A 13746-nucleotide genomic window follows, 5' to 3' on the forward strand; every position below is an offset into this window, starting at 1 on the left:
GTAAAAGCACTAGAATTATAGGTTGAAAAGGGTGAATAACGGAACGAGGAACCGTGTCACATCGAAAATAGGGTGTTTTAGTAGGAATAACGGAAAGAGGATTCATCGAGTGTTTTGGATGAATCGTGGTTCCTTTAAATGTTCGAAAAACAGCTGAATTCGGTACGAGTCGGATTTTGGTTCTGTTAAATTAGTAAAAGTACTAGAATTATAGGTTGAAAAGGGTGAATAACGGAACGAGGAACCGTGAACCACCGAAAATAGGGTATTATAGTAGCAATAACGGAACGAGGATTCATCAAGTGTTTTGGATGAATCGTGGTTCCTTTAAATGTTCGAAAAACAGCTGAATTCGGTACGAGTCGGATTCTGGTTCCGTTATATTAGTAAAAGTACTAGAATTATAGGTTGAAAAGGGTGAATAACGGAACGAGGAACCGTGAACCACCGAAAATAGGGTATTATAGTAGGAATAACGGAAAGAGGATTCATTGCGTAAACCTGATGAATCCTGAATCCGTTATTTTGTTGACCTACATCAATGAAAATCACTTTGATAACCGATATTATTAAAATTGTGGATTTAGGAGAAAATTGAAACATAGCAATTCCTACCTGTTGGGAAATTATGCTACAATATTAAGCAGTTAGTTTTGAACTAATGGAGGATGTACATATGTCAACGATAATTCGAACGAAAGATTTACTAGAGAATTTTAATTTAACGTTAGTTGCAGGTGAAGAAGGACTTCATCGTAAAATAACGACCAGCGATATTTCGAGACCTGGTATCGAAATGACTGGGTATTTCCGTTATTACCCGAAAGAACGACTACAATTAATAGGAAAAACGGAAATGACGTATTTTATGGACTTAACTGATGAACAAAAAAAAGACCGCGCAGAGAAATTATGTACGGATATTACTCCAGGTATTGTTGTTTCAAGAGGGATGGAAATACCAGAGATTTTAATAGAAGCTGCAAATAATTCAGGCGTACCTATTTTACATTCGCCGAGGAAAACAACGAGAGTGATTAGTCGTTTAACGAACTTTTTAGAAGCAAAATTTGCTCCATTTACTGCTGTTCATGGTGTACTAGTGGATATTTACGGTGTTGGTGTCTTAATCACTGGGCAAAGTGGTGTCGGTAAAAGTGAAACTGCTCTGGAGCTAGTAAAAAGAGGGCACCGTCTAGTAGCAGATGATAGTGTAGAAATTCGCCAAGAAGACTATGACACATTAATTGGTAATTCTCCGCCTCTAATCGAACATCTATTAGAAATTCGTGGATTAGGGATTATTAATGTTATGACATTATTTGGCGCAGGTGCAGTAAGAAGTTACAAAAAAATCGCGATGATTATTAATCTTGAACTATGGGATCAACATAAACAGTACGATCGTTTAGGGCTAGATGAAGATAAAATGAAAATCATGGATGTCGAGTTACCAAAAGCGACTATTCCGGTACGACCAGGACGAAACTTAGCTGTCATTATTGAGGTAGCGGCTATGAATTTCCGGTTAAAACGAATGGGTGTCAATGCAGCAGAGGAATTTTCAGAACGACTATCCACCATGATTGACCAAGAAAAAGATATAGAATAGGGAGTGGTTTCATGAGTTGTCCAGCACCACTGGATCGCGTGTTCCTACAAATAGGAACTTTACCAATTTACTGGTACGGAGTTATTATAGCAACAGGGGCATTTTTAGGCTTATATTTAGCGATGAGAGAGTCAGAACGTTTAGGTTTAAAGAAAGATTTAATGGTAGATTTAGTTGTGTTTGCTATTCCGATTTCCATCCTTTTTGCAAGAATGTATTATGTCATTTTTGAATGGGATCGATATAAGGATGGTCCATGGTGGGAGATTTTTGCGGTTTGGCATGGTGGAATCGCGATCCATGGTGCATTAATTGGAGCGGTATTAACAGCAGTAGTATTTGCAAGAGTGAAGAAAATTCCTTTCTGGCAATTGGCCGACATAGCTGCACCTAGTTTAATTTTAGGGCAAGCAATTGGTCGTTGGGGAAACTTTATGAACCAAGAAGCACATGGAGATGCCATCAAAAATGAAACACTATTAAATCTTCATGAAACGATTTTACCTGATTTTATTATGAATCAAATGTGTATTGATGGGGTTACATACTATCCTACATTCTTGTATGAATCGTTATGGAACATTTTGATTCTTGTCTTATTACTACTTTTACGTAGAAAAAATCTAATCCGTGGTGAGATTTTCTTAACTTATGTGATTGGTTACTCATTTGGCCGTTTCTTTATTGAATGGATGAGAACGGACAGTTTATACATGTTTGGCTTTATTCGAACAGCAATGTTTGTATCAGCTCTATCTATTATTATTGCGATCATCCTAATTATTTATCGTAGAAAAACGGTAACAACTCGTTATAATGATGTTGATACAAAAAAGAAAAAACAAAATAAAGGTAAAAATAAAAAAAAGAAAAAATAACGTAGATTTGGGAGAGGAGCTTTAGGTTGTCAGGAATTATTTACCGTGGTTTTAAGGAAGGTTTAAATACGACGTGGGCATTAGGAAAAGTTATTTTTCCAATTACATTAATTGTCACGATACTACAATATACACCTGTTTTACCTTGGATCATTGACTTGGTCAGTCCTATTATGGGGTTACTCGGACTTTCCGGTGAAGCTGCGGTACCACTTGTTTTAGGGAATACCTTAAATCTATATGCAGGGATAGCAGCGATCGTCTCTTTTGATTTTACCGTGAAGGAAGTTTTTATTATGGCTGTCATGCTTTCCTTCTCTCACAATCTAATTATTGAATCCGCTGTAGCAACTAGAGTTGGGGTCAAATGGTGGATTATCGTTGGCGTACGAGTGGGGTTAGCATTAGTTTCTGCGTTTATAATTAATTTAGTATGGAATGGTGGTTCTGAACTTGCAAAGTATGGACTCATTTCTTCTGAAGAGGCAACCCCTACAGGTTGGGGCGAAATTGCCTTCCAAGGTATTCAAACAGCCTTTTGGGCCATTGTTCAACTTGCCTTAATTGTTATCCCGATAATGATTGTGATGCAGATACTACGTGAAAAAGGATATTTAGCAAAATTATCGAATGGTTTTGCACCAATTACTAAATTGTTAGGGATGGAAAAAAATACTTCTATGACGCTTGTAGCAGGCTTAACCATTGGGCTTGCCTTTGGGGCGGGCTTAATGATTCAGGCTGTAAAAGAGGATGGCGTGTCTCGTAAAGATATGACACTAGCATTAATCTTTTTAGTATCTTGTCATGCCGTTGTCGAGGATACGCTCGTCTTTATCCCATTAGGCATTCCTGTATGGCCATTACTGGTTATCCGGGTAGTTACAGCAACAGTTTTAACAATGATTATCGCATTTATATGGAATCGTGCAGATGAACGAAATAGGAAGGAAGTAAGCAGTGAGCATTCGTACAATACTCTTTGATTTAGATGGAACTTTAATCGATACTAATGATTTAATAATGGAATCTTTTCTTCATACATTTCAACAGTATGGTCTTGAATTTACTAGAGAAGAGTTGCTTGCTTTTAATGGACCACCTTTAAAAGAAACTTTTGAAAACATTAATTTAGATCAAGCAGAAGCAATGATTCAAACGTATCGTGATCATAATTTACATCATCATGACAATTATGTAAAAGCATTTCCTCATGTTGTAGATACAGTAAACGAATTAAAAGATAAAGGAATTAAACTTGCGATTGTTACAACAAAAATGAGAAAAACGGCAATACGTGGGCTGAAGGTAACAGGATTATATGAATATTTTGATACTATCGTAGCGTTAGACGATGTCTTTAATGCGAAGCCACACCCTGAATCAGTGCTACAGGCAATGGAAATACTAGATGCTGAACCTGATACGACATTAATGGTAGGGGATAACTCCCATGACATTGAAGCAGGACACAATGCTGATGTTTTAACAGCAGGTGTTTCCTGGTCCTTAAAAGGAAGAGAATTTTTACAGCAATATAAACCAACGTATATGGTAGAGGATATACGTGAGTTACTTTCGTTAGTGTAGAGGTGAAGGGGATGCGCAAGACAGAACGATTTCAAGTTGAAGATGCTAATTCACTTTGGCATATATATAAAACTGTTTCATTTTGGAAAGTGGTTAAGAACTTTATAGTTATTCAACTTGCGAGATACACCCCTTTCTTAAGTGTGAAAAATTGGTTATATCGTGTATTTTTAAGGATGACAGTAGGGAAACAAACTTCTTTTGCTTTGATGGTAATGCCTGACGTGATGTTTCCAGAAAAAATTAAAGTAGGCACTAACAGTGTGATTGGGTATAACACAACAATACTTGCACATGAATACCTCATTAAGGAATATCGAATTGGTGATGTCATTATTGGTGATGAAGTATTAATTGGAGCGAATACAACAATCTTACCTGGAGTGACGATTGGTGACGGTGCTGTTGTATCGGCAGGAACGCTAGTACATAAGGATGTTCCAGCTGGAGCGTTTGTTGGAGGGAATCCAATGCAGCTTATCTACTCAAAAGAAGAAATGGAAAATCGGTCTTAAGTATAGAAAGGTAGGTACTATGATACCAACAGGTGTACTGCCAGCCATTAGAAATATGAAAGATTTTGAGAAAGCATTGCAATCTAATCATGATATTCTTTTAGTCTTAGAATCAAGATTATCACAACTTAAAAGTATAGTTAGTTATGCAAAACGAGAGAATAAAGATATTTATCTTCATTTTGATTTAATTCAGGGATTGAAACCAGATGAATTTGGAATGGAATTTTTAATTCGTGAAGTTAAACCTGCGGGTATATTATCTACTCGAGGTAATGTCATCAAATTAGCGAAGAAAAATAAATTAGTCGCCATACAACGAATGTTTTTATTAGATAGTATTGCATTAGAACATAATATAAAATTGATAAAACGTACGGAACCTGATTGTGTAGAGGTTTTACCGGGATTAATACCTAGTATGATCAATAAAGTTCACGATGAAACGGGATTGCCAGTAATCGCAGGTGGATTGGTAAATGCTGAAAGTGAGGTAGATGCTGCCATGGAGGCTGGTGCTGTTGCAGTATCTACATCGAATGATGAACTGTGGGATTTTTAACAGCAAGGGGTTATTCAAATGAGTTAACTTAAACTCATTCTAGGAATAACTCCTTTTTTGTACAGACATTACGGATTGTGGAAAAATAAATGGAAGCTTCGATGCCCTATTGCAGTGTAGTAGGAATCAAAAGGTAATTGATGGGAGCTCTCGATCCTATTCCGTAATGAAGCAAGAAGCAAAATCTAATAAAATAAAGGATTTTCTAGGTAAGATAGCGAATAGCATAATATGAAAATGTCATAGGAGGACACGGTATGGAGAAATATATAATGGCACTAGATCAAGGGACGACTAGTTCCAGAGCAATTATATTCGATAAAGCTGGTGAAATCGTTGCATCAGCTCAAAGAGAATTTGAACAATTTTTCCCGAAGCCAGGTTGGGTGGAACATGATGCTAATGAGATTTGGACTTCTATTTTAGCTTGTGTCGCGGATGTTTTACGAAAAGGAGATATTAACCCTAACCAAATATCAGGTATTGGTATAACGAATCAACGTGAAACGACAGTTGTGTGGGATAAAAATACAGGAAAACCAATTTATCACGCTATTGTTTGGCAATCAAGACAGACTGCACGAATATGTGATGAATTACAAGAAAAAGGATACAGCGATATTTTTAGAGACAAGACAGGATTATTAATCGATCCATATTTTTCAGGAACAAAAGTTAAGTGGATTTTAGATAATGTAGATGGAGCAAGGGAAAAGGCAGAGAATGGTGAGTTATTATTTGGTACGGTTGATTCATGGTTAGTTTATAAATTTACTAACGGAGAGAAACATGTTACCGATTATTCAAATGCATCAAGAACATTAATGTACAACATCTATGATTTAAAATGGGATGATGAGTTGTTGGAGATTCTAGATATTCCTAAGTCAATGTTACCTGAAGTACGACCTTCCTCAGAAATTTACGGGCAAACCGTATCCTTTCACTTTTTAGGTCATGAAATTCCAATTGCTGGGATTGCTGGTGATCAACAGGCTGCACTTTTTGGTCAGGCTTGTTTTGAAGAAGGCATGGCTAAAAATACATATGGAACTGGTTGTTTTATGTTAATGAATACGGGAGATAAAGGGATAAAATCTGAGCATGGGTTATTAACTACTTTAGCTTGGGGAGTAGATGGTAAAGTTGAATATGCACTTGAAGGGAGTATTTTTGTTGCCGGCTCTGCTGTACAATGGTTGCGCGATGGTCTTAAACTAATAAAAAACTCCAATGAAAGTGAATCACTAGCAACGAAAGTCGACTCTACAGAAGGGGTTTATGTTGTTCCTGCCTTTGTAGGTCTGGGGACACCTTATTGGGACAGTGATGTTCGCGGAGCTGTTTTTGGATTAACAAGAGGAACAAGTCGGGAACATTTGGTACGTGCTACATTAGAATCACTTGCCTATCAAACAAGGGATGTAGTTGATGCCATGATTACTGACTCAAATATTGATCTTAAAACATTACGTGTTGATGGTGGAGTAGTAAAAAATAACTTCTTGATGCAGTTTCAAAGCGACATGCTGGACGTACCTGTTGAGCGTCCAATTGTTAATGAAACTACAGCTTTAGGAGCTGCATATTTAGCTGGATTAGCTGTTGGATTTTGGAAAGATAAACAAGAGATTGCTTCACAATGGAAAGTAGATAAAACATTTGAAGTGGAAATAACTGATAGAGAGCGAGAAGAAAGAATGAACGGATGGAAAAAGGCAGTAAAAGCTGCACAAGCATTCAAGTAATCTTCTTGGCACAATGAATATAATATGATATGATTTAGGTAAGTTAATAATTTGGACGGAGAATTGGAGAAACCGCAAGCTACTAATGCTTTCTAATAAGTATTAGTATGTTTTGCGGTTTTTTTATGTCTCTTGGGTAAAATAATGGAAGGTTTCTAAATTATGAACAGAAATATACTTGTGTTTGGGGAGTGTTTACTTTGGCTAAATTTTCTAGCTACGAACGGAAAGAAATTTTAAATAATATGAAAGAAGAAAAATTAGATTTATTAGTAATAGGTGGAGGAATAACTGGTGCTGGTATTTCATTAGATGCCGTAACAAGAGGGTTAAACACAGCATTAGTAGAAATGCAGGACTTCGCTGCTGGAACCTCTAGTAGATCAACCAAGCTAGTCCATGGTGGATTGAGGTATCTCAAACAATTTGAAGTAAAAATGGTTGCTGAAGTTGGAAAAGAACGTGCGATTGTTTATGAAAATGGACCGCATGTTACAACTCCTGAATGGATGATGTTGCCATTTCACCAAGGGGGTACATTTGGACCGTTTACGACCAACATCGGTTTACGTGTATATGACTTCTTAGCAGGGGTTAAGCGTAGTGAACGTCGTAAAATGTTTAGTCCCGAAGAAGCAATTAACAGAGAACCACTAATTAAGCGTGACGGATTAAAAGGGGCAGGCTATTATGTGGAATACAAAACAGATGATGCTCGTTTAACGATAGAAGTGATGAAAAAGGCTGTCGACAATGGTGTACATGCCATCAACTATGCTAAAGTTGTAGACTTTATTTATAGTGAAACGAATCAATTGACAGGAGTAGTTGTTGAAGACCGAATTAGTGGAGAACAGCATACAATTTATGCCAAAAAAGTCATTAATGCTGGTGGACCATGGGTAGATGAATTAAGAGAAATCGATGGCTCAAAGCATGGAAAACATCTACACCTAACCAAAGGAATTCACTTAGTTTTCCCTAAATCAATATTTCCTTTACAACAAGCAATCTATTTTGATACACCTGATGGACGTATGGTGTTTGCGATTCCACGTGATAATAAAACATACGTAGGTACGACCGATACAACTTATCAAGGGGATATTGCTCACCCAACAATGACAGAAGAAGACCGAGATTACATTATTAATGCGATTAATTATATGTTCCCTTCACTAGGAATTACTTCTAAGGATGTTGAGTCAAGCTGGGCCGGATTACGTCCGTTAGTAGCAGAAGAAGGGAAAGGCCCGAGTGAAATTTCTCGTAAAGATGAAATTTTTGTTTCTGAATCTGGGCTCATCTCCATGGCAGGTGGTAAATTAACAGGTTATCGAAAAATGGCTGAGCAAGCAGTAGACACGGTAGTGAAACAACTGAAGGAAGAAGAGGGCATATTATACACCAATTCTGAAACAGAGCATATGCCGATATCAGGTGGAGATGTTGGTGGATCAAAAGGATTTGCACAGTTTAAAGACAAAAAAGTAAAAGAAGCCCAAGCAATTGGACTATCTGAAGATGATGCATACCGTCTAGTTCAAAGGTACGGTGGAAATGTAGACAAAGTATTCGGGTTGTATCAGGAGAAATCGGATGAAGCAAACCAAGAAGGAATTGATCCACTTGTATTTGCAGAACTAATTTATGGGTTAGAGTATGAACTTGTTTATAAACCAGTCGATTTCTTTATCCGCAGAACTGGAGCATTATTCTTTAATATAGATTGGGTTAGAGACCATAAAGAAGCAGTGATTACTTATATGGCTAAAACACTTGATTGGAATGACAACCAAAAACAAGAATATACGGATGAACTAGAGCAATTGTTGAAAGAAGCAGTCACTCCAGAAAAATAATCCAGTTAATCCTCCTGTCTCTTGGATAGGAGGATTTCTATTTAAAAGGAAGTTGTTCTCGATGCCTCCAGCAAGTAACAAACCTAGCTAAAGCCACTAATAACCAAACAATCAACAATACTCAGTAATGCTCGTTCCCTTTCTACAACAAACATCTACGAAATAATATACAATTCTAATCTAGAGTATGGTATACTTTGTTCGATATGTGTAAAAATAGGGGGATATGCATGCAAAATGTATCAAATCAAGTAAAAAATAGACAATCTAACAATCTTATCCCTTTTATCCCTGATGGTGATTTTTATTTCACTAAAGGTGTGGAAGCTTTTCAAAAAAGAAAATTTGAGATTGCATTAAAATGGATGAATAAAGCAGTTGAAGCAAAGCCAAGGAATCCGTTATTTCTTTGTCAACTGTCTGTTATATATACTGAAATTGGTTCTTACCATAAAGCCAATCAATTGTTAACACAAGTATTACAGTCTTCTGGTGAGGATTATGTTGATAGTTATTATTTATTAGCAAATAATTATGCTCATTTAGGCTTATTAAATGACGCAAAAAAATATGCTGATCTATATTTAGAAAAAGACCCTGATGGAGATTTCGTCGAAGAAGCGAATGACCTCCTGACGCTTATTGATATGGATGAAGATGATGACGAGGACTGGGGTCCATTAATTGATGATGAAGATGAATTGCTTGTTTACCAAGAAACAGCCTTTTATCATCTAGAACATGAAGAATGGGATAAAGCTATTATGGTATTAGAGGAAATGTTAACACTCTTTCCTGATTATCACATTGCAAAACATGAATATGCCTTTGCAATTTTTAATGCCAATCGTCAAGAAGAAGCACTTGAAATGGAAATTGATTTATTAGAAGAACTACCAAATAATTTAAACAGCCGTACAAACTTAGCGCTATTTTACTATTTGTTGGATGCAAAAGAAGTTTCCAATCAATTTTTACAAGGGTTGGAACATGTATATCCAATTCATGAACAGCAGAAGCTAAGATTAGCCATTACTTTTGCTCGAACTGAAAATTATCAAGAAGCCTATAAACGATTTCGTTTGTTAGATAAGTCCAAGGTTAAAGGTCATATTTCTTATTATCAATGGTATAGTGTTGCTGCATACCATATAGGAGAAGGATCAAAAGCAGAAACCATTTGGAAAGAAGGATGCAAAAATCATCCTACCTTACCTAATAAAGTGGAACCTTGGAAAGCTTGAGCAAATAAATAGACGTAAACAGGATAATCTTATACCCTATATAGTATAAAGAATAATAAAAGGGGCGATATCAATGTCCGAAGAAAAAATGTATGATGTAATTATAGCAGGAGCTGGTCCAGCAGGGATGACAGCAGCAGTTTACGCATCTCGTGCTAATTTAGATACGTTAATGATTGAACGTGGAATCCCTGGTGGTCAAATGGCTAACACAGAAGAAGTGGAGAACTATCCAGGATATGATCATATTTTAGGGCCAGACTTATCAAATAAAATGTTCGAGCATGCGAAAAAGTTTGGTGCTGAGTATGCGTATGGTGATATAAAAGACGTTGTCGATCATGGCGACTATAAAACGGTAGTAGCAGGTAACAAAGAATACAACACTCGTACTGTTATCATTACAACTGGTGCAGAATATAAGAAATTAGGCATCCCTGGTGAAGATGAGCTAGGGGGACGTGGGGTTTCTTATTGCGCCGTTTGTGATGGGGCATTCTTTAAAGAAAGAGAACTTGTTGTCATCGGTGGCGGAGACTCTGCTGTTGAAGAAGGCGTGTATTTAACTCGTTTTGCTAAGAAAGTCACAATCGTTCATCGTCGTGATGAATTACGTGCACAAAAAATCTTACAACAACGTGCTTTCGATAATGAGAAAGTCGAGTTCATTTGGGATACCGTTGCACAAAAAATCAATGGTCCTGAAGGTAAGGTTTCTAGTGTCTCTTTAAAAAATGTGAAAACTGGCGAACAATATGATTTTCCAACAGATGGTGTATTCATCTATATTGGTATGGTACCGTTAAGTGAGCCGTTTAAATCATTAGGAATCACTAATGAAGAAGGCTACATTGAAACAAATGAGCAAATGGAAACGAAAATTCCAGGTGTATATGCTGCTGGTGACATTCGTGACAAAACATTACGCCAGATTGTAACAGCCACTGGAGACGGAAGTATTGCAGCTGAAGCCGCACAAGCATATATTGAAGAATTGCACGATAAATTAAAAGAAAAACAGTCTTTATCGTGAAAGTAAAAGCATTTTAACGTTGCTGTAACACGCACGAAATATAGATGGGGTACAATAAAGTTAACTAATTGACCCCCTTTTTAATAGATAGATTAGTTTTTGGCACAGATTCTTTTGGATCTGTGCATTTTTTTTGCGCTAGAAGTCAAAATTAAAAGCTGTCTAACCCAGATTTCCTGCGACTTCCTTAGTCAGATGATTTGCCAAATGTTTCAAAGCCTTGGCTAAGCATTCATTTTCTAATATAATAGAAATAGTGTGTGTAAATATTCCTCTACCTATGAAAGAGGTGTTTTAGAAATGCAACGAGTAACAAATTGCATCGTAATTAAAGATGAACATATATTATTATTAAAGAAACCACGTCGTGGCTGGTATGCTATGCCAGGTGGAAAAATGGAACAAGGTGAAACGATTAAAGATGCAGCGATAAGAGAATATTGGGAAGAAACGGATCTTACACTAGACAATCCCAAATTAGCTGGCGTTTTTACCTTTTCAATTTTTGACAAAGATGAGCTACAAAAGGAATGGATGATGTTCACATTTGTTAGTGAATCTTATCAAGGAACACTTACAAAAGATTGTGATGAAGGAGAACTCGAGTGGGTTCCAATTGATAAAATAAACACGTTACCTATGGCAGAAGGTGACAGAAAAATATTCCAACATGTACTGTCATCGAATAAAAATGAAATATTATATGGTGCTTTTTCTTATACTGAAGAATATGAACTACTAAGCTGCCGTTTAGACCCTCCCATCCAAGATTAATAAGGATGAGCGAGTGAACTCATGATAGAGGGGATTGAATCTTAATGACCGAAAAAGAACAAGAAACGAAATTAGTGATTATAACAGGAATGTCTGGTGCTGGTAAGACGGTTGCCATTCAAAGCTTTGAAGACTTAGGATACTACTGTGTTGATAACTTACCACCTACGTTATTACCTAAATTTCTAGAGTTGATGCGTGATTCTACAAATAACATCCATAAAGTAGCATTAGTGATGGATCTAAGAGGTCGAGAATTTTTTGATTCTTTATTTGAAGCATTAGATATATTAGGAGAAGAAGATTGGTTAGAGGAACATATCCTTTTCCTTGATGCAAAAGATCAACAACTAGTAAGTCGATATAAAGAAACAAGAAGATCTCATCCACTAGCTCCAGATGGGTTACCACTGAATGGGATTAAACAAGAAAGAAAGATTTTAGATGAATTGCGTGGAAGAGCGCAACGAATTATTGATACGACTGATTTAAAACCAAAAGAACTAAGAGAAAAGATATTGAAGGCATATACAGAAGAAAAGCAAGAAATTTTCTCTGTTCACTTCCTTTCGTTTGGCTTTAAATACGGATTACCAATTGATGCGGATTTAGTTTTTGACGTTCGTTTCCTTCCAAATCCACATTACGTAGCAGACCTTCAACCACTTACTGGTTTAAACCCAGACGTTTCTTCTTATGTATTTAAATGGTCGGACACACAAAAATTCCAGGAGAAGGTACTAGACCTAATGCAGTTCATGCTTCCTCAGTATAAAAAAGAAGGGAAGTCTCAACTAGTTGTGGCAATAGGGTGTACCGGGGGACAACATCGTTCCGTTGCGTTAGCTGAATATTTTTCGAAACAATTAGCTTCCAACTATATAACCCATGTAAGTCACCGAGATATTGACAAAAGAAAGGGTCATTAATATGGCACAACAAAAGAAACCACGTATTGTCGTAATTGGTGGAGGTACTGGTATGCCAGTGCTACTTCGGGGACTAAAACATTTACCAGCAGAATTAACAGCATTGGTAACCGTAGCAGATGACGGTGGAAGTACAGGTAGGCTTCGTAGCGAAATGGCCATTCCAGCCCCAGGAGACATTCGCAATGTGATTGCTGCTATGTCAGAAGTAGAACCGATGCTAATTGAATTATTTCAACATCGGTTTAAAAATGGGAATGATCTTTCCGGTCATTCGATGGGGAATTTATTACTAGCTGCGATGACATCCATTACAGGAGATTTTTATACGGGCATTAAAGAAATATCTCGAGTGTTAAATGTAAAAGGAGAAATATTACCTATCTCAAATGAGAATATTACTTTACATGCTGAAATGGTTGATGGCTCCTTGGTATCTGGTGAATCGAATATTCCAATGGTAGGGAAGCGTATTAAGCGTGTGTTTATTGATCCATTGGATGTACAACCTTTGCCTAATGCGTTACAAGCAATTGAGCACGCAGATTTAATTGTTATTTCACCAGGTAGTTTATTTACTAGTATCATGCCAAATATCATTATTCCTAAAATAGATGAGGCGATTCGTAAAGCGAAGGCGAAAGTAGTATATGTATGTAATGTAATGACTCAAGCAGGGGAAACAACAGGTTTTACTGCTGCTGATCATGTAAGTGCTATTTATGATCATATTGGTGAAGGATGCATTGATTCCATTGTAGTGCACAATGAACCAATCGAGAAACCGATACGAGAATTGTATGCCGAAGAAAATGCTGCACCTGTAGTGTATGATATCGACCGTTTACTTGGGTTAGGGTTACAAATCATTGAAGGCGATATTATTGATCATACAAAACCAACTCTTCGCCATGACACGCGTAAAATTGCTGATTTATTATTTTCATTGATATAAAGAGATTTTAAACAGCATGGATTTCGAACATGCGAATAAATATT

General features: G+C 36.8%; 13 protein-coding genes. All 13 read left to right on the forward strand.

Annotated elements, in window-relative coordinates; all coding sequences use genetic code 11:
• Nucleotides 1–676: 676 nt before the first annotated feature.
• The 13 genes from hprK to BUB12_RS04995 all read left to right on the forward strand — a co-directional run bounded on the left by hprK (nt 677) and on the right by BUB12_RS04995 (nt 13702).
• Complete coding sequence (hprK, locus tag BUB12_RS04935; protein WP_072888661.1) at nt 677–1612, forward strand: HPr(Ser) kinase/phosphatase; 936 nt, start codon at nt 677–679, stop codon at nt 1610–1612.
• Nucleotides 1613–1623: 11 nt separating this feature from the next.
• On the forward strand, nt 1624–2490 hold the full coding sequence (lgt, locus tag BUB12_RS04940) for a prolipoprotein diacylglyceryl transferase (RefSeq protein WP_072888663.1): 867 nt from the start codon (nt 1624–1626) through the stop codon (nt 2488–2490).
• A gap of 26 nt (nt 2491–2516) precedes the next feature.
• Entirely contained in the window at nt 2517–3476 is a 960-nt protein-coding gene (locus BUB12_RS04945; RefSeq protein ID WP_072888664.1) for a nucleoside recognition domain-containing protein, read from the forward strand.
• Nucleotides 3451–4080 (forward strand): pyrophosphatase PpaX, encoded by a 630-nt coding sequence (gene ppaX, locus BUB12_RS04950; RefSeq protein WP_072888666.1) that lies wholly within the window; start codon nt 3451–3453, stop codon nt 4078–4080. Before BUB12_RS04945 ends, ppaX begins: the two co-directional genes overlap by 26 nt.
• Before the next feature lie 11 nt (nt 4081–4091).
• Nucleotides 4092–4595, forward strand: coding sequence for an acyltransferase (locus BUB12_RS04955; RefSeq protein ID WP_072888668.1), 504 nt, complete (start codon nt 4092–4094; stop codon nt 4593–4595).
• Between the two features lie 19 nt (nt 4596–4614).
• Entirely contained in the window at nt 4615–5157 is a 543-nt protein-coding gene (locus BUB12_RS04960; RefSeq protein ID WP_072888670.1) for a glycerol-3-phosphate responsive antiterminator, read from the forward strand.
• Between the two features lie 257 nt (nt 5158–5414).
• On the forward strand, nt 5415–6905 hold the full coding sequence (glpK, locus tag BUB12_RS04965; protein WP_072888672.1) for a glycerol kinase GlpK: 1491 nt from the start codon (nt 5415–5417) through the stop codon (nt 6903–6905).
• A gap of 200 nt (nt 6906–7105) precedes the next feature.
• Entirely contained in the window at nt 7106–8767 is a 1662-nt protein-coding gene (locus BUB12_RS04970; RefSeq protein WP_327196130.1) for a glycerol-3-phosphate dehydrogenase/oxidase, read from the forward strand.
• 230 nt (nt 8768–8997) lie between these two features.
• Nucleotides 8998–10011: a tetratricopeptide repeat protein gene (locus BUB12_RS04975; RefSeq protein WP_072888674.1), complete on the forward strand. Its 1014-nt coding sequence runs from the start codon at nt 8998–9000 to the stop codon at nt 10009–10011.
• A gap of 73 nt (nt 10012–10084) precedes the next feature.
• A complete protein-coding gene (gene trxB, locus BUB12_RS04980; RefSeq protein WP_072888676.1) occupies nt 10085–11044 on the forward strand; it encodes a thioredoxin-disulfide reductase in 960 nt (319 codons plus the stop codon).
• A gap of 300 nt (nt 11045–11344) precedes the next feature.
• The gene (locus BUB12_RS04985; RefSeq protein WP_072888678.1) at nt 11345–11818 is read left to right on the forward strand and encodes an 8-oxo-dGTP diphosphatase; all 474 of its coding nucleotides are present in this window, start codon (nt 11345–11347) and stop codon (nt 11816–11818) included.
• Between the two features lie 44 nt (nt 11819–11862).
• Nucleotides 11863–12747, forward strand: a complete 885-nt coding sequence (gene rapZ, locus BUB12_RS04990; protein ID WP_072888680.1) for an RNase adapter RapZ — start codon at nt 11863–11865, stop codon at nt 12745–12747.
• Between the two features lies 1 nt (nt 12748).
• Complete coding sequence (locus BUB12_RS04995) at nt 12749–13702, forward strand: gluconeogenesis factor YvcK family protein (RefSeq protein ID WP_072888682.1); 954 nt, start codon at nt 12749–12751, stop codon at nt 13700–13702.
• Nucleotides 13703–13746: the final 44 nt, after the last annotated feature.

The sequence above is a fragment of the Ornithinibacillus halophilus genome, from assembly GCF_900129485.1.
Classification (GTDB): domain Bacteria; phylum Bacillota; class Bacilli; order Bacillales; family Amphibacillaceae; genus Ornithinibacillus; species Ornithinibacillus halophilus.